The 20421-nt window shown below is 74.1% G+C and carries 15 protein-coding genes; 8 read left to right on the forward strand and 7 right to left on the reverse strand.

Annotated elements, in window-relative coordinates:
- Nucleotides 1-107: 107 nt before the first annotated feature.
- The 4 genes from ACZ6Y7_RS24230 (at nt 108) to ACZ6Y7_RS24245 (ending at nt 3652) form a co-directional block, all read left to right on the forward strand.
- A complete protein-coding gene (locus tag ACZ6Y7_RS24230; protein WP_465760023.1) occupies nt 108-620 on the forward strand; it encodes a DinB family protein in 513 nt (170 codons plus the stop codon).
- A gap of 283 nt (nt 621-903) precedes the next feature.
- Nucleotides 904-1296: a cell division protein SepF gene (locus ACZ6Y7_RS24235; protein ID WP_402213680.1), complete on the forward strand. Its 393-nt coding sequence runs from the start codon at nt 904-906 to the stop codon at nt 1294-1296.
- A gap of 155 nt (nt 1297-1451) precedes the next feature.
- A complete protein-coding gene (locus ACZ6Y7_RS24240) occupies nt 1452-2063 on the forward strand; it encodes a TetR/AcrR family transcriptional regulator (protein ID WP_465760024.1) in 612 nt (203 codons plus the stop codon).
- Nucleotides 2060-3652, forward strand: a complete 1593-nt coding sequence (locus ACZ6Y7_RS24245; RefSeq protein ID WP_465760025.1) for an MFS transporter — start codon at nt 2060-2062, stop codon at nt 3650-3652. Before ACZ6Y7_RS24240 ends, ACZ6Y7_RS24245 begins: the two co-directional genes overlap by 4 nt.
- An 84-nt stretch (nt 3653-3736) precedes the next feature.
- Here ACZ6Y7_RS24245 and ACZ6Y7_RS24250 read toward each other — a convergent pair whose 3' ends face one another.
- From ACZ6Y7_RS24250 to ACZ6Y7_RS24260, 3 genes are all read right to left on the reverse strand, one after another.
- Complete coding sequence (locus tag ACZ6Y7_RS24250) at nt 3737-6259, reverse strand: SpoIIE family protein phosphatase (RefSeq protein ID WP_465760026.1); 2523 nt, start codon at nt 6257-6259, stop codon at nt 3737-3739.
- A 148-nt stretch (nt 6260-6407) separates the two neighbouring features.
- Complete coding sequence (locus ACZ6Y7_RS24255; RefSeq protein ID WP_465760027.1) at nt 6408-7028, reverse strand: TetR/AcrR family transcriptional regulator; 621 nt, start codon at nt 7026-7028, stop codon at nt 6408-6410.
- A gap of 127 nt (nt 7029-7155) precedes the next feature.
- Nucleotides 7156-8754, reverse strand: a complete 1599-nt coding sequence (locus ACZ6Y7_RS24260) for a 4-coumarate--CoA ligase family protein (protein WP_465760028.1) — start codon at nt 8752-8754, stop codon at nt 7156-7158.
- Nucleotides 8755-8951: 197 nt separating this feature from the next.
- On the opposite strand from ACZ6Y7_RS24260, the gene ACZ6Y7_RS24265 reads away from it, so the two are divergent.
- Both ACZ6Y7_RS24265 and ACZ6Y7_RS24270 read left to right on the forward strand, forming a co-directional pair.
- Nucleotides 8952-9656, forward strand: coding sequence for a hypothetical protein (locus tag ACZ6Y7_RS24265; protein WP_465760029.1), 705 nt, complete (start codon nt 8952-8954; stop codon nt 9654-9656).
- Complete coding sequence (locus ACZ6Y7_RS24270) at nt 9643-10344, forward strand: class F sortase (protein ID WP_465760030.1); 702 nt, start codon at nt 9643-9645, stop codon at nt 10342-10344. The genes ACZ6Y7_RS24265 and ACZ6Y7_RS24270 overlap by 14 nt, the downstream gene beginning before the upstream one ends.
- Nucleotides 10345-10467: 123 nt before the next feature.
- Here ACZ6Y7_RS24270 and ACZ6Y7_RS24275 read toward each other — a convergent pair whose 3' ends face one another.
- The 4 genes from ACZ6Y7_RS24275 to ACZ6Y7_RS24290 are packed head-to-tail and all read right to left on the reverse strand — an operon-like array spanning nt 10468 to nt 17096.
- Nucleotides 10468-11640: an acyl-CoA dehydrogenase family protein gene (locus tag ACZ6Y7_RS24275; protein WP_465760031.1), complete on the reverse strand. Its 1173-nt coding sequence runs from the start codon at nt 11638-11640 to the stop codon at nt 10468-10470.
- Nucleotides 11641-11691: 51 nt separating this feature from the next.
- Complete coding sequence (locus ACZ6Y7_RS24280; RefSeq protein WP_465760032.1) at nt 11692-13626, reverse strand: acetyl/propionyl/methylcrotonyl-CoA carboxylase subunit alpha; 1935 nt, start codon at nt 13624-13626, stop codon at nt 11692-11694.
- A 15-nt stretch (nt 13627-13641) separates the two neighbouring features.
- Nucleotides 13642-15240 (reverse strand): acyl-CoA carboxylase subunit beta, encoded by a 1599-nt coding sequence (locus ACZ6Y7_RS24285; RefSeq protein WP_465760033.1) that lies wholly within the window; start codon nt 15238-15240, stop codon nt 13642-13644.
- Nucleotides 15237-17096 carry an acyclic terpene utilization AtuA family protein gene (locus tag ACZ6Y7_RS24290; RefSeq protein WP_465760034.1) on the reverse strand — a complete coding sequence of 620 codons (1860 nt, stop codon included), beginning with the start codon at nt 17094-17096 and terminating at the stop codon, nt 15237-15239. Before ACZ6Y7_RS24290 ends, ACZ6Y7_RS24285 begins: the two co-directional genes overlap by 4 nt.
- Before the next feature lie 307 nt (nt 17097-17403).
- On the opposite strand from ACZ6Y7_RS24290, the gene ACZ6Y7_RS24295 reads away from it, so the two are divergent.
- Both ACZ6Y7_RS24295 and ACZ6Y7_RS24300 read left to right on the forward strand, forming a co-directional pair.
- Nucleotides 17404-17817: a VOC family protein gene (locus tag ACZ6Y7_RS24295; protein ID WP_465760035.1), complete on the forward strand. Its 414-nt coding sequence runs from the start codon at nt 17404-17406 to the stop codon at nt 17815-17817.
- A gap of 201 nt (nt 17818-18018) precedes the next feature.
- Nucleotides 18019-20415, forward strand: coding sequence for an ATP-binding cassette domain-containing protein (locus ACZ6Y7_RS24300; RefSeq protein WP_465760036.1), 2397 nt, complete (start codon nt 18019-18021; stop codon nt 20413-20415).
- Nucleotides 20416-20421 lie beyond the last annotated feature (6 nt).

The raw sequence follows: 20421 nt of genomic DNA on the forward strand, positions 1-20421 counted from the left end.
CCCCGCCCCGACCCGACCCGACCATCCGACCGAACGGACAGACGGACAGGCGGATGCGCGAACAAATCGTTCGCGCGGGCGCGGCGCCCGACGCCAGGATGGCCGTCATGACCGACTCCACCCCGCGGATCGACCCGCCCATGGCCGCCGACGAGGCCGCCACCCTCACCGCCTTCCTCGACTACCACCGCAGCACCCTCGCGCGGAAGTGCGAGGGACTGACCGACGACCAGCTGCGCCGGCGCGCCGTCCCGCCGTCCAACCTCTCGCTGCTCGGCCTCGTCCGGCACATGGCCGAGGTGGAGCGGTACTGGTTCCAGAGCGTCCTGCTCGGCGCGGAGATCGCCGGCCACTACTGGACCGAGGCCGATCCGGACGGCGACTTCGACCACGTGGACACCGCGGACGTCGCGGCCGACTTCGCCACCTGGCGCGCCGAGGTCGACGCCGCCCGCAGCGCCGCGGCCGGCCTGCCCCTGGACACCGTCGGCAAGCGGCTGCGCCGCGGTGAGGAAGTGACGCTCCGCTGGATCCTCGCCCACATGGTCGAGGAGTACGCGCGACACAACGGCCACGCCGATCTCCTGCGCGAATCGGTGGACGGTTCGACCGGCGAGTGAGCCGCCGTGCGAAATCGTTCTCGCATTGTTGACAGAAGGTCAATTAACCGGTGACCGCTACCGATATGGTCTACGCGCGCAACCGTACGACCGCCCGCGGCGTCTGCTCTCTTTGCCCGGGTCCGCCCGGGTTTCCGGCGCGGCACGACTCGTACGGGGGTCGCGAGCGGGCACGGGACCGGTGAACAGTGCGATACTCGGACAGTTCCGACGAGTGGATGACGTGTCAAAACACGACACGCACCTCCGGGGGACCAGACGGGACGAGGCAGGGAGGCGCGGCATGGGAGCACTTCGCGACGAGCACCACAACGGGTGGCTGATGCCCTCGGGGAACTACCCGGCCGCGGTGTACGACGACGAGTGGGTGGATCAGGAGACGGTGCCCTCCGTCGCCGCGCCCGCGAAGATCGTCTCCCTGCGGCCGACGGGCTTCGAGGCGGCGCGCACGGTCGGTGAGCACATCAGGGCGAGCATCCCGGTGGTCATGGACCTCACCGAGATGGAGGAGGCCGAGGCCAAGCGCATGGTCGACTTCGCCTCCGGGCTGATCTTCGGCACCCGGGGCGGCATCGAGCGGATCGCCCGCCGGGTCTTCCTGCTCACCCCCTCCGACGTCGAGGTCACGGTGATCGACCGCCCGATCGACGACACCGGCTTCTACAACCAGAGCTGAGCCGCGGCGCCCCCGGGGCGCACCGGCATCCCCGACCGGGGACGGCACCCGCCGTCCCCGGTTTTTTGCGGCCCGAAAGCCGCGCCACCAGCGGCCCATGAGACCTGAGATTTTATTTTGAGACATCCATGTCTCATATGAACTACACTCGATTCATGGCCACTGACCGCGACACCGTCCTCGAAGCCGCCGTCGGCGTACTCTCCCGCCGCCCGACCGCCCACCTGGACGAGATCGCGCGCGCCGCCGGCATCAGCCGCGCGACCCTGCACCGGCTCTTCCCGGGGCGCGAGGCGCTGATCCGCGAGGTCGGCCTGCTCGGCCTGCGCCGCTTCGCCGCCGCACTGGACACCGCCGGGGTCGAGGAGGGCGACGCCGAGGCCGCGCTGCGCCGCCTGGTGCACGCCTCGGTGCCGGACGCCATGCTCTGCGCCTTCCTGGCCGGCGAGAACCAGCTCTACGAGCACGACGACATCAACGACCTCTGGGAGCTCCAGATCGCCCGGTTGCACGCGCTCTTCCTGCGCGGTCAGCAGCAGGGCGCGTTCCGGATCGAGCTGAGCGCCGCCTGGCTCAGCGAGGCCTTCTTCGACCTGGTGGCCGGCGTCGGCTGGGCCATCCAGGACGGCCGCCTCGCCCCGCGCGACGCCGCCTTCTCGCTCACCGAACTCTTCCTCGGCGGCGCCCTGCGCAGACCGGTCACCGCCACCCCGGACCCCACCACCCCCCGCACTTCGGACCGCAGACCGGACACCGATACGCCATGAACTCGCCCCTGACCGCCCGCCAGCGCTGGACCGGCCTCGCCGTCCTCGTCCTGGCCGTCACCGTGGTCGCGCTGGACGCGACCGTCCTCTCCCTCGCCATCCCGTCGATCAGCGAGACGCTGCGCCCCAGCGGCACCCAGCTGCTCTGGATCGGCGACTCCTACTCCTTCGTCCTGGCCGGCCTACTGGTCAGCATGGGCGCGCTGAGCGACCGGATCGGCCGCAAGCGGCTGCTGCTGGCCGGTGCCACCGCCTTCGGCGCCGCCTCGCTGCTGGCCGCCTACGCGCCGAGCGCCGGCTGGCTGATCCTGGCCCGCGCGCTGCTCGGCGTCGCCGGGGCGACGATCATGCCGTCCACGCTGTCACTGATCCGCAGCCTCTTCCCGGACGACCGGGAGCGGGCCACCGCGATCGGCATCTGGGGCGCGGCCGCCACCGCCGGCGCCGCGCTCGGGCCGGTGGTCGGCGGGGCGCTGCTGGAGCACTTCTGGTGGGGGTCGGTGTTCCTGATGAACATCCCGGTGCTGCTCCTGCTGCTGGGCTTCGGCCTCTGGCTGCTGCCGGAGTCCAAGGACCCGAAGCCGGGCCGCTGGGACGTGCTGAGCGTCGCGCTGTCGATGGCCGGGGTGATCGGCGTGGTGTACGCGGTCAAGGAGGCCGCCGCGCACGGCGTGGCCCGCTGGGACGTGCCGGTCGCCTTCGTGCTGGGCGCCGCCGCGCTGGCCGTCTTCGTCCGCCGCCAGCTGCGGCTGGAGACCCCGCTGCTCGACGTCCGGCTGTTCCGCGACCGGCGCTTCACGGCGGCCGTCTCGGCCTCGCTGATCTCCCTGGTCGGCCTCTCCGGCGTGATCTTCGTGGTCTCGCAGTACCTGCAGCTGGTGCGCGGCTACCAGCCGCTCCAGGCCGGCCTGGCCGAGCTGCCGGCGTTCGCGGGCTCGGTGGTCGGCGGCCTGCTGACCGCCCGGGTGGCCCGGCGGTTCGGGGCCCGGAGGGCGCTGACCGCCTGTCTGCTGGCGATGGGACTGGGCGTCGGCGCGCTCGGCTGGTTGGAGCAGGACACCACCTACCTGCTGCTCGCCGCCTCCTTCCTGCTGGTCGGCACCGCCGAGGGCGTGGTCTACACGCTCGGCGCCGACCTGGTGCTCGGCGCCGCGCCCGCCGACAAGGCGGGGGCCGCCTCGGCCGTCTCCGAGACGGCGTACGAGCTGGGCACCGCACTGGGCATCGCCCTGGTCGGCTCGGTGGTCGGCTCGATCTACGCCAACGGGCTGGTCGTCCCGGCCGGGACGGACCCGGCCGCCGCTGCCCGGGCCGGCGAGTCGCTGGGCTCAGCGGTCGAGACCGCCCAGGGGCTGCCCTCCGATGTGGCGCAGCCGTTGCTGGCAAGCGCGAAGCAGGTCTTCGTCGGCGGCATGAACAGCGCCGGGCTGCTGGCCGCCGCGCTGCTGGTCGGCGCGGCCGTGATGGCCTGGCGGCTGCTGCGCGGGCTGTCCGGGCCGGCCTCGGCCTCCGGGGAGCCGGTCGGGGCCACCGAGGCGCCCGCCCCGATCCCGGAGGAGGCCGCGGGCCCGGAGAAGGCCCGCGTCTGACCGGTCCTCCGGCAGCGCCCGGCGGTGCCCTACGGAACGGCCGTTCTCCTGAGGAGAACGGCCGTTCCGCCGTGTTCGGCGCCGCTACTTCGTTCCGAAGGGCAGCTCCAGCTCGGCCCAGACCACCTTGCCGTCCCGGGTGAGCCGGCTGCCCCAGCGCTGGGCCAGCTCACTGACCAGGAACATCCCGCGCCCGCCCTCGTCCTGCTCGGCGAAGGGGCGCAGCTGCGGGGTCTGGCCGCCGGCGTCGGAGACCTCGACGGTGAGCACCCGGTCGCGGAACAGCCGCAGCCGGCGCGGGGCATCGGCGTGCAGCAGGGCGTTCGTGACCAGCTCGCTGACGAGCAGTTCGGCGTAGTCGGTGAGCGCCGCGAGGCCCCAGGCCTCCAGCGTGGCGCGGGTGAAGCGACGGGCCTTGCCGGGCAGCCGGCCGCCGCCGCTGAGCGGGAGGGTGGCGATCCGGTCGGCGGGCAGCGGCAGCACCCGGGCCATGATCATCGCGATGTCGTCCTCGGTGCCGTCGGTGACCAGCGCCGCGAGCACCGCGTCACAGCTCTCCTCCAGGGTCCGGCCGGGGCCGGCCAGGGTGCGGGCGAGCAGGTCGATCCCGGCGTCCAGGTCCTGGCCGCGCCGCTCCACCAGGCCGTCGGTGTAGAGCGCGACCATGCCGCCCTCGGGGATGCTGAACTCGATCGACTCGAAGGCCACCCCGCCCACGCCCAGCGGCACGCCCGGCGGCACGTCGACCTTCTCGGCGGTGCCGTCGGGGGCGACCCGCACCGGCGGCAGGTGCCCGGCCGCGGCGACCTGGACGGTGCGCTCCAGCGGGTCGTAGACCGCGCAGATGCAGGTGGCGAACTGGCCCTCGCCGATTCCCGAGGCGGTCTCGTCCAGCCGGGTGAGGACCTGCTCGGGCGGCATGTCGAGGGTGGCGAGGGTCCGGGCGACGGTGCGCAGCTGGCCCATCGTGGCGGCGGCCCGGATGCCGTGGCCCATCACGTCGCCGACCACCAGGGCGACCCGCCCGCAGGACAGCGGGACCACGTCGAACCAGTCTCCGCCGACCTCGCTGACCACGCTGCTGGGCAGGTAGCGGTAGGCGATCTCCAGGCCGAGGGTGCGGTGCACCTCCTGCGGCAGCAGGCTGCGCTGGAGGGTGAGCGCGGTCTCCCGCTCGCGGCGGTAGAGCCGGGCGTTGTCGAGTGCCAGGGCGGTGCGGGCGACCAGCTCCTCCGCGAGGGCGACGTCGGCGGCGGTGAAGGGCTCGGGGTTGCGCATCCGGATGAACTCGGAGCCGCCGAGCACCATGCCCCGGGCGGTGATCGGCACCATCAGGTACGAGTGGATGCCCGCCGCCATCCCGGGGGCCACCCGGTCGTCGCTGGAGACCAGCCCGCGCAGCACCTCTTCGTCCACCTGGGCCCGCAGCAGCGGCCTCCCGCTGCGCAGGCACTGGGTGTAGCTGCGGTCGGGGGCGTACTCGGAGGTCTCGCCGACGACGTCGACGGCGCTCGCGAGGCCCGTCTCGTAGGACTCCCCGACGGCGACGGCGCGCAGGGTGACGGCCCGGTCGGCGGGGATCGGAGTGGGTTCGGCGCCGCGCAGCACCGGCTCCAGCAGGTCGACGGTGGCGAAGTCGGCGAACCGGGGGACGACGGCCTCGATCAGTTCCTCGGCGGTGCGCTGGAGGTCGAGGGTGGTGCCGATCCGGGCGGTGGCCTCGGCGATGGTGGAGAGACGCTCCTGGGCCCGGGCGGCGCGGGCCTCGGCCTGGAAGCGCTCGGTGACGTCGATGATCGAGGAGCAGACGCCGAACACCCGGCCGGTGGAGTCCTCGAGGCGGAAGTAGGAGGCGGACCAGGCGCGGTCCCGCTTGGGGTCCCCGGGGACGCGGCCGTGCGAGCGGGCGTCCACGACGGGCTTGCCGGTCCTCAGCACCTGCCGCATGGTCTGCTCGATCTCGGCGGTGTTGATGCCGGGCAGGACCGCCGATATCCGGCGGCCGAGGTGGGCGGCGACCGGGACGCCGTTCATCCGGGCGAGCGCCTCGTTGATCCGGACGAAGCGCAGGTCGGTGTCGTAGACGGCCATGCCGATCGGGGAGCGGCCGAAGATGCCGTCCAGCACCGCGAGGTCGGCTTCGACGGCGTGCAGGGCGCGGGTGTCGGAGGCCGTGGCGAGCAGCAGCAGGGTGCCCGCCGGGCCGGCTATCGGGTAGGCGCGGAACTCCAGGTCGACCTTGTGGCCGTCGCGGTGGCGGACCGGGAAGACGCCGGACCAGCCGGAGCCGCCCATGATCCGTTCGAACAGCGCGAGCACCTCGGCGCGGTCGCCGCCGTCGGTGAGCAGCTGGGCGGCGTAGCTGCCGACGGCTTCCTCGGTGGTGTAGCCGAGCAGGGCCTCGGCGTCCTCGCTCCAGTGCAGGATCAGGCCGTCGCCCTGGAGCAGCGCCGTGGCGAGCGGGACGACCCGGTGGCCCTCGGTGCGTGTGTCGTCGGTGTCCGGCCCGCCGCCGCGGGCGCCTTCGGGACGTGCCCCCTCGGGACGTGCCGCGTCGCCGCCCGGTGCCGGGTCGGCGGCGGTCGCGTCCCACTCGTGTCCGTGCATGATCAGGCAGCACCCCGGTTCGGCTCGTGCCCGGCCGGGTGGGCCTCGCGGTCCGTGCCGGCCGGGGTTCTTCTCCAGACTGCACGGACATCGGTCGCCCGGCGACCCCTTGGTCAGGGGTTGTCCGGCCGCTCGGGGTGTCCGGGCGTCATGGGCGTACCGGGCGCAGCGTACTCTCCAGAACGCCCGCCCACTGCCGGATCACTCCGGATCGTCGGAGGCTGTCGTCGGTGAGCAGGTTGGCCAGGCCGAGGCCGCGGGCGAGGTCCAGCGTGGCCTGCACGGATTCGCGCACGCCGGGGCGGCTCTCGTCGGCGTCCAGGAACTCCACCGCGGCCCGGTGGGCCTCCCGGCCGACGTGGCCCTCCAGCGCGATGATCCGCTCGCGCAGTGCCTGCTCGGTGGCGGCGGCGGTCCACAGGTGCAGGGCGGCGCGGAAGAGGGGGCCGGTGTAGAGGCGGACGATCATGTCGACCACGGCGCGGGTGCGGTCGGGGCCGGCGGTCGGCAGCTCGTCCGCGTGGGCGCGGACGGCTGCCAGCCGCTCGGCGGTGACGTGCTCGACGGCCGCGGTGAAGAGGTCCTCGCGGGTCGGGAAGTGGTGCTGGGCCGCGCCGCGGGAGACGCCGGCCCGCTCGGCGACGACGGTGACGGTGGAGCCGTGCCAGCCGAGTTCGGCCAGGCAGTCCACGGCCGCCGCGAGCAGCCGGGCCCTGGTCGCGCGGCTGCGGTCCTGCTGGGGGGTGCGGGCGGCGGTGTGGCTGGTCATGGCGGTGGGCGGCTCCTGTTCCGGTGGGGGCGCGGCGGGTCGATCCTCACAGACGGGCGGCGGCCTCCGGCGGCCGGGGGCCCGGCCCGGCACGACCCGGCACGGCCCGGCCCGACCGGGAGACGTCCTACCGGACGGCGGCCCGTTCGGCCTCGCGGGCGCGCAGCTCGCGGCGGAGGATCTTGCCGGCCGCGGACTTGGGGACGGCGTCCACGAACTCCACCGCGCGCACCTTCTTGTACGGGGCGACCAGCGCCGCGACGTACCCGATGACCTCCTCGGCGGTCAGCCCGCTGTCCTCGGCGCGGACCACGAAGGCCTTGGGGCACTCGTTGCCCTCGGCGTCCCGGACGCCGATCACGGCGGCGTCGGCGATCTGCGGATGGCCGAGCAGCACGGCCTCCAGTTCGGCGGGGGCGACCTGGTACCCCTTGTACTTGATCAGTTCCTTGACCCGGTCGACGATGTGCAGGTACCCGCGGTCGTCCACGTAGCCGACGTCACCGGTGTGCAGCCAGCCCTCGGCGTCGATCACGGCGGCGGTCTCGCCGGGGCGGCCGAGGTAGCCCTTCATCACCTGGGGGCCGCGGATCAGCAGTTCACCGCGCTCGCCGGCGCCGAGGTCGCCGTCGGTGCCGTCCAGGGCGACGATCCGCAGCTCGGTGGAGGGGACCATCCGGCCGACGCTGCCGAGCGAGGGTTCGCTCTCCCGGGGCGAGACCACATGGGTGACCGGGGAGAGCTCGGTCATGCCGTAGCCCTGGAGCAGGTGCGGCAGGCCGAGGCGGCGGGCGCAGGCGGTGGCGAGCTCGCGGTCCAGCGGGGCGGCGGCGCACAGCAGGTACTCGACGGAGGAGAGGTCGAAGCGGTCCACGACCGGGTGCTTGGCCAGCGCGAGGGCGATCGGCGGGGCCACCACCAGGGCCTGCACCCGGTGCTCCTCGATGGCGCGGCAGAACTGCTCCAGGTCGAAGCGGGGCAGCACGACCACGGTGGCGCCGCAGCGCAGCGGCTGGTTGAGCAGCGCCGCGAGGCCGTAGATGTGGAAGAACGGCAGCACGGCGAGCACCCGCTCACCCACGGCGGGGCGGTAGAGGGCGTCGCACTGGGCGAGGTTGGTGGCGATCGAGCGGTGGGTGAGCATGACGCCCTTGGGCAGGCCGGTGGTGCCGCTGGAGTACGGCAGCACGGCGACGTCCTCGCCCGGGTCGAAGGCGATCTCCGGGGCGGGGCCGGGCACGGCCAGCAGGTCGGCGAGCGAGCGGTGGCCGTCGGCGCCGTCCAGGACGACGATCTCGGTCAGCGGGTGGTCCTGCTCGGCCAGCAGGTCGGCGGCCGCGCGGGCGGTCGGCAGGAAGGGGGAGACGGTGACCAGCCGGCGGGCGCCGCTGTCGCGCAGCTGGCCGGCGAGTTCGGTGGGCGTGGCGAGCGAGGAGACGGTGGTCACCGTGGCGCCGGCCCGGGTGGCGCCGTAGTAGGCCATCGGGTAGGCGGTCGAGTTGGGGCTGAACAGGGCGACCACGTCGCCCCGGCGCACGCCCGACCCGGCCAGGGCGGCGGCGACCCGTTCGACCGCGTCGGCGAGCTGCGCGTAGCTGACCCGCTCCCCGGTGAGGCCGTCGATCAGGGCGGGCCGGTCCCCGTACCGGGCCGCGGCGCCGAGGACCGCGTCATGGATCGGCAGGTCGACCACGGGGACGTCCGGGAAGTCGCTACGGAACACCAAGGTAAGCCTCCAGTAAGGAAGTTGACGCGGCAACAAAACCTGCGCGGGCGCGTTCAGGAGCATACGGACAGTGCGGGGTGAGGCTGGGCCATTGTGGGGAACCGGGGGCGGGACTCGCGTGGCGCGGTTGCTCCGGGGGGCGCCTGACCGGACGGTGTTGCACCACGGCCGCCCGCCCCCGGGAGCGGCCCCGGACCATGGAGCACCCCACCGTGCGCACCACCTCCCCTCCCCTTCCCCCGGTCCGCCGGCTGCTCGCCGCGGCGGGCGCCGCGCTCGCACTCACCCTCGGCGCGGCCCCGGCCGCACTGGCCGCGCCGGGCGACAACGGCGACGTCAAGATCCACAACGACACCACTCCGGTGGCCGACACCCGCGACGAGCCCAAGGTCTGCCGGTTCTACCTGGACGCCTTCAACTTCGACACCGTCCAGCTGGTGAACTGGACCATCTCGCAGCAGCCGCCGACCGGCAACGCGCTGGTCCTGGCCGGGTCGATCGTGCTGACCAACGGCACCGGCAGCACCCAGACCTACAGCCTGCCGGACGGGCACTACAAGCTCGAATGGACGTTCGTCGGCGAGAACGGCAACGCGAAGCAGAAGGTCTTCGACGTCTCCTGCGCCACCTCCTCGCCCTCACCGTCCCCGTCCTCCTCCCCGTCCTCGTCACCCTCCTCCTCGCCGTCCTCGTCCCCGAGCGCCTCGCCCTCGTCCTCCCCCGGCCACTCCCCCACCCACACCCCGACCGGCGGCCCGCACGGCGGTGTGGGCACCGGTGGCGGCGGCACCTCCGGGGCGAACGCCGCCGAGGTGGTCGGCGGCGTCGCCCTGGTCGTCGGTGCCGGCGGACTGGCCGTCCGCGCCATGCGCCGCCGTCCCGGACCCAATGCCGAATCCTGACCGTCCCGCCCGCGCGCCCCGCGGCGGCCCCGGCCCCGCCCTCTGGCGGGCCGGGGTCGCCGCGCTGGTGCTCGCGGCGTGCGGCACCTGGCTGGTCCACGACGGCGCCGCCGGCCGGCACGGGCCGCCGCTGCCGCCCGTCCCCTCCACGCCGGCCGGCTCACCGGCCGCCGGGTCGGCACCCGCCACCCCGCCCCCACCGCCCCCGGTGCCCGCCGCGCCGCCGCTGCCGGCCTCGGTGCCGACCCGGATCCGGATCCCCGCGATCAGGGTCGACGCCCCGGTGACCGGCCTCGGCCTCACCGCCGCGCAGCAGTTGGCCACCCCGCCGATGGAGCAGCGCAACCTGACGGGCTGGTACCGGGACGGCACCGCGCCCGGCGCCGGCGGGACGGCGATCGTCGTCGGGCACGCGGACAACCGCAGCGGGCCGGCGGTCTTCTACCGGCTCGGCCTGCTGCGCCCGGGCGACACCGTCGAGGTGGTCCGCAAGGACCGGCACACCGCCGTGTTCACCGTCGACGCCGTCCGGGTGTTCCCGAAGCAGGACTTCCCCGACGCGCTGGTGTACGGCGGCAGTGCCGACCGCGCGGAGCTGCGGCTCATCACCTGCGGCGGGAAGTTCGACCGGAAGACCGGGTACGAGTCCAACACCGTGGTGTTCGCCCACCTCTCGGCGAGCCGCTGAACCGCCGGGCCGCTGCGTCGCGGCGCCTCGGCACGTCCGGGCCGCCACGGGCCGCTGCGCCGCCGGGCCTTGGCAGGACCGGTCTGCCGGTCTGCCGGGCCGCCGTCGGGACGGCGCGGCGGTTCAGTACGACTTCGGCAGGCCCAGGGTGTGCTGGGCGACGTAGTTGAGCACCATCTCGCGGCTGACCGGGGCGACCCGGCCGACCCGGGTGGCGGCCAGCAGCGCGCCCAGCCCGTACTCCTGGGTGAGGCCGTTGCCACCCAGGGTCTGCACGGCCTGGTCCACGGTCCGGGCGGCGGCCTCGCCGGCCGCGTACTTGGCCATGTTGGCGGCCTCCCCGGCGGCGACGTCCTCGCCCGCGTCGTAGAGCAGACCGGCCTTCTGGGTCATCAGCCGGGCCAGCTCGATCTCCACCGCGCACTGCGCGAGCGGGTGGGCCAGACCCTGGTGGGCGCCGATCGGGGTGGACCAGACGGTGCGGGTCTTCGCGTACTCGACGGCCTTGCCGAGGGCCTGGCGGGCCAGGCCGAGCGAGAAGGCGGCGGTGAGGATGCGCTCCGGGTTGAGCCCCGCGAACAGCTGCAGCAAGCCCGCGTCCTCGTCGCCGACCAGGGCGTCCGCGGGCAGCCGGACGTCGTCCAGGAAGACCTGGAACTGCTTCTCGGGGGCGACGAGTTCCATCGGGATCGCCCGGTACTCGAAGCCGGGGGTCTCGCGCGGGACGACGAACAGGCAGGGCTTGAGCCTGCCGGTGCGTGCGTCCTCCGTGCGCGCCACGAACAGCACGTCGTCCGAGTGGTCGATGCCGGAGACGAACACCTTGCGGCCGGTGAGCAGCCAGTCCTCGCCGTCGCGGCGGGCGACGGTGGAGATCCGGTGCGAGTTGGAGCCGGCGTCCGGCTCGGTGATGCCGAAGGCCATCCTGCGGCTGCCGTCGGCGAGCCCGGGCAGCCAGCGCCGCTTCTGCTCGGCGGTGCCGTAGCGGGCGATCACCGTGCCGCAGATCGCCGGGGAGACGATCAGCAGCAGCAACGGGCAGCCGGCCGCGCCGAGTTCCTCCAGGACGATGGCGAGGTCGGATATGCCGCCGCCTCCTCCGCCGTACTCGGCGGGCAGGTTGACGCCGAGGTAGCCGGCCTTGCCGGCCTCCGCCCACAGTTCCTCGGCGGGCTCGCCGGCCCGGGCCTTGGCGAGGTAGTAGCCGGAGCCGTAGCGGCGGCCCAGGTCGCCGACGGCCCGGCGTAGGTCACGGCGTTCGGGGGTTTCGAGGAGCTGACTGCCGATGGCGGACATGCGGGTCCTTCCTGGGGCGTGTCTGACGGTTCGCCGCACCCGGCGGAATCGTCAGACCCGCTCCTGGGCCTCGTGGGGGGACGTGACGACGGCGAGCAGGGTGCCGAGTTCGACCTGCTGGCCCGGGGTGACGCGGAGTTCGACGAGTACGCCGTCGGCGGGGGCGGTGACGCGGTGCTCCATCTTCATCGCCTCCAGTACCAGCAGCGGCAGGCCGGCGGTGACGGTGTCCCCGACGGCGGCGGTGGTACGCAGGACGGTGCCGGGCATCGGGGCGAGCAGCGCACCGGGGTCGGTGCGCGCCGTCGGGTCGGGGAAGCGCGGGAGGGCGGTGAGCGCGGTGCCGCCGGCCGGGGTGTCGACGTACACCCGGTCGCCGTGGCGGGTGACCAGGTAGGCGCGTCGCAGCCCGTCCTCGCGCAGCACCACCCGGTCGGGTGCGGCCTCGACCAGCTCGACGCCCGGATGGTCCTCGGTCCGCAGGCCGTCCCGGGTGAGGCGGTAGCGGACCTCGAACTGGGCGCCGCCGTCGGCCCGGTAGCGCTTCAGCTGCGGCTGGGAGGGCAGGTTGCGCCAGCCCGAGGGGAGCGCGGTGCGCCGGGCGGCGGCGTCGGCGAGGGCGGCGGCCAGGGCGGCCCGGGCGGCGCCCTTGTCGTCCGGTGCGGTGAGGTCTGCCGCGTGCTCGGCCAGGAAGCCGGTGTGCAGCCGCCCGGCCAGGAAGGCCGGGTGGCGCAGCGCGCGGACGAGCAACTCCCGGTTGGTGGTGGGTCCGTGGAGCCGGGCTCGGGCGACGGCGTCGGCGAGCCGGCGGGCGGCGGCGGTGCGGGTCGGGGCCCAGGCGGTCACCTTGGCGAGCATGGCGTCGTAGTGCGGGGTGATGGTGCTGCCGTTCTCGACTCCGGAGTCGAGACGGAGAGGACCGGTGAACTCCTCGTGCGGGACGGTGATTTCGAAGTGGTGCAGGATGCCGGTGGCGGGGCGGTGGTCGTGCGCCGGGTCCTCGGCGTACAGGCGGGCCTCGATCGCGCAGCCGTCCGTGGGCGGGGGTGTGGCGGCGAGCTTCTCGCCCTCGGCGACGGCGAGTTGGAGTGCGACGAGGTCGAGTCCGGTGACGGCTTCGGTGACCGGGTGTTCGACCTGGAGGCGGGTGTTCATCTCCAGGAAGTGGAAGCGGCCGTCCTCGGAGAGGAGGAACTCGGCGGTGCCCGCGCCGACGTAGCCGATCGCGCGGGCGGCGGCGACGGCCGCCTCGTGCAGCGCGGTGCGTACGCCGTCGGGGATCCCGGGCGCGGGGGCTTCCTCGATCACCTTCTGGTGGCGGCGTTGCAGCGAACAGTCGCGGTCGCCGACCGCCCAGACCGTGCCGTGCGCGTCGGCCATCAGCTGGACCTCGACGTGGCGTCCGGCGGGCAGGTAGCGCTCGCAGAACACCTCGTCGGAGCCGAAGGCCTTGGCCGCCTCGGCCTTCGCGGCTTCGATCTCGCCCGGCAGCTCCGCCAGCGAGCGCACGACGCGCATGCCGCGTCCGCCGCCGCCGGCCGCCGCCTTGACCAGGAGCGGCAGGTCCGCCTCGGTGGGCTCGGTCAGGGCGTCGAGGACGGGCACGCCCGCCTGCGCCATCAGCCGCTTGGCGGCCGTCTTGGAGCCCATCGCGGCGATCGCGGCGGGCGGCGGGCCGATCCAGATCAGGCCGGCGTCGAGCACGGCCTGCGCGAACTCCGCGTTCTCGGAGAGGAATCCGTACCCCGGGTGGACGGCGTCGGCGCCCGCGTCGAGGGCGGCCCGGACGATCAGGTCGCCGCGCAGGTAGGTGTCGGCGGGCGCGGCGCCGGGCAGCCGGACGGCGGCGTCGGCCTCGCGGACGTGCGGGGCGTCGGCGTCCGGGTCGGAGTGGACGGCGGTGGTCGCGATGCCGAGGGCCCGGCAGGTGCGGAACACCCGGCGGGCGATCTCGCCGCGGTTGGCGACCAGCAGGTTGGTGAGCATGGTCAGGTCCCCTCACTACATCCGGAAGACGCCGTAGCCGCGCGCGCCCTCGACCGGCGCGTTGTGGATCGCGGACAGGCACAGGCCGAGCACGGTGCGGGTGTCGCGCGGGTCGATCACGCCGTCGTCGTAGAGGCGGCCGGAGAGGAACACCGGCAGCGACTCGGCCTCGATCTGCTGCTCGACCATCGCCCGGATCGCCGCGTCCGCGTCCTCGTCGTACGGCCGGCCCTTCGCGGCCGCCGACTGCCGGGCGACGATCGACAGCACCCCGGCGAGCTGCTGCGGTCCCATCACCGCGGACTTGGCGCTCGGCCAGGAGAACAGGAAGCGCGGCTCGTACGCCCGGCCGCACATGCCGTAGTGGCCGGCCCCGTAGGAGGCGCCCATCAGGACGGACAGGTGCGGGACGGTGGAGTTGGCGACCGCGTTGATCATCATCGCGCCGTGCTTGATGATGCCGCCCTGCTCGAAGTCCTTGCCGACCATGTAGCCGGTGGTGTTGTGCAGGAACAGCAGCGGGGTGTTCCGCTGGTTCGCCAACTGGATGAACTGCGCGGCCTTCTGGGACTCCTGGCTGAACAGCACGCCCTGCGCGTTGGCCAGGATGCCGATCGGGTAGCCGTGCAGGCGGGCCCAGCCGGTGCAGAGGCTGGCGCCGTAGAGCGGCTTGAACTCGTCGAAGTCGGAGCCGTCGACCAGCCGGGCGATCACCTCGCGCGGGTCGAAGGGCACCTTGAGGTCGCCGGGGACGATGCCCAGCAGCTCCTCCTCGTCGTGCACGGGCGGCTCGGCGAGCAGGTCCGGCGCCGGGCCGGGCTTGCGGTGGTCCAGCCGGGCGACGATCCGCCGGGCCAGCCGCAGCGCGTCCGCCTCGTCCACCGCGAAGTGGTCGGCCAGACCGGAGGTGCGGGCGTGCATCGCGGCGCCGCCGAGCGACTCGTCGTCGGCCTCCTCGCCGGTCGCCATCTTGACCAGCGGAGGCCCGCCGAGGAACACCTTGGCGCGCTCCTTGACCAGCACGGTGTGGTCGGACATGCCGGGCACGTACGCGCCGCCGGCCGTCGAGTTGCCGAACACCACGGCCACGGTGGGGATCCCGGCGGCGGACAGCCTGGTCAGGTCGCGGAAGAGGGCGCCGCCGGGAATGAAGATCTCCTTCTGGCTGGGCAGGTCCGCGCCGCCGGACTCGACCAGGTTCACCAGCGGGAGGCGGTTGTGCAGCGCGATCTCGTTGGCGCGCAGGGCCTTGCGCAGGGTCCAGGGGTTGCTGGCGCCGCCGCGCACGGTGGGGTCGTTGGCGGTGATCACGCATTCGACGCCCTCGACCACCCCGATGCCGGTGACCAACGCGGCGCCGACCGGGTGGTCGCTGCCCCAGGCGGCCAGCGGGGACAGCTCCAGGAACGGCGAGTCCGGGTCGACCAGCAGCTCGATCCGCTCGCGGGCCAGCAGCTTGCCGCGCTCACGGTGGCGCTCCACGTACCGGGGGCCGCCGCCGGCCAGCGCCTTGGCGTGCTCGGCGTCCAGCTCGGCGAGCTTGTCGAGCATCGCGGCGCGGTGCTCGGCGTACTCCGGCCCGGCCGGGTCGACGCGGGTGGGCAGGACGGTCACAGCGGCGTCTCCGGGGTGTCGAGGAGGGCGGTCGGGATGTCCAGGTGGCGCGAGCGCAGCCACTCGCCGAGGGCCTTGGCCTGCGGGTCGAAGCGGTGCCGGGCGGCGACGCCCTCGCCGAGCAGGCCGCTGACGGTGAAGTTCACCGCGCGCAGGTTCGGGAGCAGCCGGCGCGTCACGTCCAACTCCGCCAGCTCGGGCAGGAGTTCGCGCAGCCGATGCGCGGTGAGGGTGTGCGCGAGCCAGCGCCAGCCCTCCTCGGTACGGGCCCAGACCCCGAGGTTGGCGTCGCCGCCCTTGTCACCGCTGCGGGCGCCGGCCACCAGGCCGAGCGGGGCGCGGCGGGTGGGGCCGGGCGGCAGCGGCTCGGGCAGCGGCGGCTCGCTGCCGGCGCCTCGGGTGCTGCGCGGTTCGGCGCCGGCGGGGCGGGTGCTGCGCGGTTCGGCGCCGGCGGGGCGGGTGCTGCGCGGTTCGGCGCCGGCGGGGCGGGTGCTGCGCGGTTCGGCGCCGGCGGGGCGACCGTCGGCCGCGCCGTCGCTGACCGGCGCGGGCGGCACGGCGATCCGGCGGCCGTCCGGCAGCACGGCGGTGTGTTCGACGGCCTTGGCGTCCACGTACGCGGCGGTGAACACCCCGTACGGCGCACCCGGCCCGGGCGGGGCGGTGAGGTGGAAGCCGGGGTAGCCGGCCAGGCCCAGCTCCACCGCCGCCTTGCCGAGTTCGCGGCCGACCTTGGCCGGGTCGGCGTCCCGGGCGGTCAGCCGGAGCAGCGCGGAGGCGGTCTCCTCGGTCGGGGCGTCCGGGTGGTCGGTGCGGGCCAGCGTCCAGCGCAGCTCGGCCGGGCGGGAGGCGGCCGGCAGGGCCTCGGCGAACTGCCGTCGCACCAGGTCCGCCTTGGCCTCGATGTCCAGACCCGTGAGGACGAAGACCACCTCGTTGTGGTGGCCGCCGAGCGCGTTGAGCCCCACTTTCAGCGTGGACGGCGGGGCCTCGCCCCGGACGCCGTCGATCCGGACCCGGTCCGGGCCCTCCTCGGTGAGCCGGACGGTGTCCAGCCGCGCCGTGACGTCCGGGCCGAGGTAGTGCGATCCGCTCGTCTCGTACAGGAGTTGGGCGGTGACGGTGCCGGGGGTGACGGCGCCGCCGGTGCCCGGGTGCTTGGTGATCACGCTGGAGCCGTCCGCGTGCAGTTCGGCGAGCGGGAAGCCGGGGCGGGTCACGTCGTGCTCGCGGAAGAACGCGTAGTTGCCGCCGGTCGCCTGGGCGCCGCACTCCAGGACGTGCCCGGCGACGACCGCCCCGGCCAGGGCGTCGAAGTCCGTCGGCGCCCACCCGAAGTGGGCGATCCCGGGCCCGACGACCAGCGCCGCGTCCGTCACCCGGCCGGTCACCACCACCTCGGCGCCCTCGCGCAGACAGGACGCGATGCCGAACGCGCCGAGGTAGGCGTTGGCCGCCAACAACCCCGGCGGCAGGCCGAGTTCCTCCCGCCGCGGCAGCAGGTCGTCACCCTCGACGTGCGCGACCTGCACCGCCACCCCCAGCCGCCGGGCCAGCTCGCGCAGCTCCTCCGCCAGCCGGGCCGGGTTGAGGCCGCCCGCGTTCACCACGATCGACACCCCGCGGTCGCGGGCCAGGCCGAGGCACTCCTCCATCTGCCGCAGGAAGGTCCGGGCGTACCCGCGCGACGGGTCCTTCAGCCGGTCCCGCGCCAGGATGAGCATGGTCAGCTCGGCCAGGTAGTCCCCGGTCAGCACGTCCAACGGCCCGCCGGAGAGCATCTCCCGCACCGCGGCGAAACGGTCCCCGTAGAACCCCGAGGCGTTGCCGACCCGCAGTACCGCGCGCTCGCGCACCAATGCGCCTCCCCTGCCGGTGAGTTGGCGGCACCCCGAAACGAACGCCGCCGGGCAGCAGCGTGGCACCGGGCCGAGAAAAAAGCAATCATGCCTGCTTGTTTTTCTCCGAACGGAGAGGCGTCGGCCGCCGCCCCGCCCGGCCGCCGCCGTCCGGGCCACCCACGGCACCGCTGCCGGACCGCAGCGCCGCCGCGGCGGCGCTGCGGACGCTCCGCGACCGGCCGGATTCGAGCCCGGTGCGCCCGACCGGACCGATCAGGATCGGAGAAGCGTCCCGGGCGGGCCCGCGCCTAGCGTTGCGGTCATGAGCGACATCACCATTCACTGGACCTTCCTCCCGCACACCGACCCCGAGGCCTCCCTCGCCTTCTACCGCGACCTGCTCGGCTTCGAGGTCCGCAACGACGTGGGCGGCGGCGCGATGCGCTGGCTCACCCTCGGCGCCCCCGGCCAGTCCGACGTCTCGGTCGTGCTGGAGCCGCCGGCCGCCGCCCCGGGCGTCACCGAAGAGGAGCGCGACACGATCACCGAGATGATGGCCAAGGGCACCTACGCCCGGCTCGTCCTGGCCACCGCCGACCTGGACGGCGTCTTCGACCGGCTGAAGTCGGGCGGCGCCGAGCTGGTGCAGGAGCCGACCGAATCGCCCTGGGGCGTGCGCGACTGCGCCTTCCGCGACCCGGCGGGCAACCTGATCCGCTTCAACGAGGTGCGCTGATCCGGCAGGGTGCGCCGATCGCACCCCCGGGCCCGCCCCGTGCCGTACCGTGACGGCGGGCGGGCCCCTCCGGCCGGCCGCCGACCGGCCCGACGGCCCCGCCCGAGGCCCCGCCCGACGGCCGGCCCCCGCCGGCCCGAAGGCCCCGCCCGAAGACCTGCCTGAAGACCCCGCCCCAGATCCAGGGAACGAGAGAGAGCCATGCCCAAGAGGACGGACGCGCACCCCGCGCCGCACACCGCCGACAGCCACGACCTGATCCGCGTGCACGGCGCGCGCGAGAACAACCTCAAGGACGTGAGCGTCGACATCCCCAAGCGCCGCCTGACGGTGTTCACCGGCGTGTCCGGCTCGGGCAAGAGCTCCCTGGTCTTCGACACCATCGCCGCCGAGTCCCAGCGGCTCATCAACGAGACCTACAGCGCCTTCGTCCAGGGCTTCATGCCCACCCTGGCCCGCCCCGAGGTGGACGTCCTGGAGGGCCTGACCACCGCGATCATCGTCGACCAGCAGCGGATGGGCGCCGACCCGCGCTCCACCGTCGGCACCGCCACCGACGCCAACGCGATGCTGCGCATCCTCTTCAGCCGCCTCGGCACGCCGCACCTCGGCTCCCCCAAGGCCTACTCCTTCAACGTCCCCTCGGTCAGCGGCGCGGGCTCGGTCTCGTACGAGCGCGGCGGCAGGACCGTCAAGGAGAAGCGCAGCTTCAGCATCACCGGCGGTATGTGCCCGCGCTGCGAGGGCCGGGGCAGCGTCTCCGACATCGACCTCACCCAGCTGTACGACGACAGCAAGTCGATCGCCGAGGGCGCGATCACCATCCCCGGCTGGAAGACCGACAGTTGGTGGACCGTCGGCGTCTACGCCAACTCGGGCTTCCTCGACCCGGACAAGCCGATCCGCGAGTACAGCCGCAAGGAGCTGCAGGACTTCCTCCACCGGGAGCCCACCAAGGTCAAGGTCAACGGCGTCAACCTCACCTACGAGGGCCTGATCCCCAAGCTCCAGAAGTCCATGCTCGCCAAGGACAAGGACGCGCTGCAGCCGCACATCCGCGCCTTCGTGGAGCGGGCCGTCACCTTCACCGCCTGCCCCGAGTGCGACGGCACCCGGCTCAGCGAGGCCGCCCGCTCCTCCAAGATCGCCGGGATCAGCATCGCCGACGCCTGCGCGATGCAGATCAGCGACCTCGCCGACTGGGTCCGCGGGCTCGACGAACCCTCGGTGGCTCCACTGCTCGCCGGCCTGGGCGCGACCCTGGACTCCTTCGTGGAGATCGGCCTCGGCTACCTCTCGCTCGACCGCCCCTCCGGCACCCTCTCCGGCGGCGAGGCGCAGCGGGTCAAGATGATCCGCCACCTCGGCTCCTCGCTCACCGACACCACGTACGTCTTCGACGAGCCCACCACCGGCCTGCACCCGCACGACATCGACCGGATGAACACGCTGCTGCTGCGCCTGCGGGACAAGGGCAACACCGTGCTGGTGGTCGAGCACAAGCCGCAGACCATCGCGATCGCCGACCACGTCGTGGACCTCGGCCCGGGCGCCGGTACGGCGGGCGGCACGGTCTGCTACGAGGGCGGCGTCGACGGGCTGCGCCGCAGCGGGACCGTCACCGGGCGCCACCTGGCCGACCGGACGCCGCTGCGGGAGGACGTGCGCAAGCCCACCGGGACGCTGGAGATCCGCGGCGCGAACACCCACAACCTGCGCGACGTGGACGTGGACGTCCCGCTCGGGGTGCTCACGGTGGTCACCGGGGTCGCGGGTTCGGGCAAGAGCTCGCTGATCCACGGCTCGCTGCGCGGACGGCCGGGGGCCTCGGGCGAGGCCGTGGTCTCCGTCGACCAGGGCGCCATCAAGGGCTCGCGGCGCAGCAACCCGGCCACCTACACCGGGCTGCTGGAGCCGATCCGCAAGGCCTTCGCCAAGGCCAACGGCGTGAAGCCGGCCCTGTTCAGCGCCAACTCCGAGGGCGCCTGCCCGACGTGCAACGGCGCCGGGGTGGTCTACACCGACCTGGCGATGATGGCCGGGGTCGCCACCACCTGCGAGGACTGCGAGGGCAAGCGCTTCCAGCCGGCGGTGCTGGAGTACCGGCTGGGCGGCCGGGACATCGCCGAGGTGCTGGCGATGTCCGCCACCGAGGCGGAGGCGTTCTTCCGGACCGGCGAGGCGAAGCTGCCGGCCGCGCACCGGATCCTGGAGCGGCTGGTGGACGTCGGGCTCGGGTACGTCAGCCTCGGCCAGCCGCTCACCACCCTCTCCGGCGGCGAGCGGCAGCGGCTCAAGCTGGCCACGCACATGGCGGACAAGGGCGGCGTCTACGTCCTGGACGAGCCGACCACCGGCCTGCACCTGGCCGACGTCGAGCAGCTGCTCGGACTGCTGGACCGGCTGGTCGACTCGGGCACGTCGGTGATCGTCATCGAGCACCACCCGGCGGTCATGGCGCACGCCGACTGGATCATCGACCTCGGCCCGGGCGCCGGCCACGACGGCGGCCGGGTGGTCTTCGAGGGCACCCCGGCCGAGCTGGTCGCCGCCCGTTCCACCGCGACCGGCGAGGCGCTGGCGGAGTACGTCGGCTGAGCAGCG

The organism is Kitasatospora sp. NPDC053308 (assembly GCF_055585785.1).

What these genes read in the sequence shown, in the direction of transcription:
- ACZ6Y7_RS24280 (WP_465760032.1), bottom strand. Translation starts at nt 13,626, where the DNA reads ATGCTCACCAACCTGCTGGTCGCCAACCGCGGCGAGATCGCCCGCCGG.
- ACZ6Y7_RS24245 (WP_465760025.1), top strand. Translation starts at nt 2,060, where the DNA reads ATGAACTCGCCCCTGACCGCCCGCCAGCGCTGGACCGGCCTCGCCGTC.
- ACZ6Y7_RS24295 (WP_465760035.1), top strand. Translation starts at nt 17,404, where the DNA reads ATGAGCGACATCACCATTCACTGGACCTTCCTCCCGCACACCGACCCC.
- ACZ6Y7_RS24230 (WP_465760023.1), top strand. Translation starts at nt 108, where the DNA reads ATGACCGACTCCACCCCGCGGATCGACCCGCCCATGGCCGCCGACGAG.
- ACZ6Y7_RS24250 (WP_465760026.1), bottom strand. Translation starts at nt 6,259, where the DNA reads ATGCACGGACACGAGTGGGACGCGACCGCCGCCGACCCGGCACCGGGC.
- ACZ6Y7_RS24275 (WP_465760031.1), bottom strand. Translation starts at nt 11,640, where the DNA reads ATGTCCGCCATCGGCAGTCAGCTCCTCGAAACCCCCGAACGCCGTGAC.
- ACZ6Y7_RS24270 (WP_465760030.1), top strand. Translation starts at nt 9,643, where the DNA reads ATGCCGAATCCTGACCGTCCCGCCCGCGCGCCCCGCGGCGGCCCCGGC.
- ACZ6Y7_RS24300 (WP_465760036.1), top strand. Translation starts at nt 18,019, where the DNA reads ATGCCCAAGAGGACGGACGCGCACCCCGCGCCGCACACCGCCGACAGC.
- ACZ6Y7_RS24255 (WP_465760027.1), bottom strand. Translation starts at nt 7,028, where the DNA reads ATGACCAGCCACACCGCCGCCCGCACCCCCCAGCAGGACCGCAGCCGC.
- ACZ6Y7_RS24265 (WP_465760029.1), top strand. Translation starts at nt 8,952, where the DNA reads ATGGAGCACCCCACCGTGCGCACCACCTCCCCTCCCCTTCCCCCGGTC.
- ACZ6Y7_RS24235 (WP_402213680.1), top strand. Translation starts at nt 904, where the DNA reads ATGGGAGCACTTCGCGACGAGCACCACAACGGGTGGCTGATGCCCTCG.
- ACZ6Y7_RS24240 (WP_465760024.1), top strand. Translation starts at nt 1,452, where the DNA reads ATGGCCACTGACCGCGACACCGTCCTCGAAGCCGCCGTCGGCGTACTC.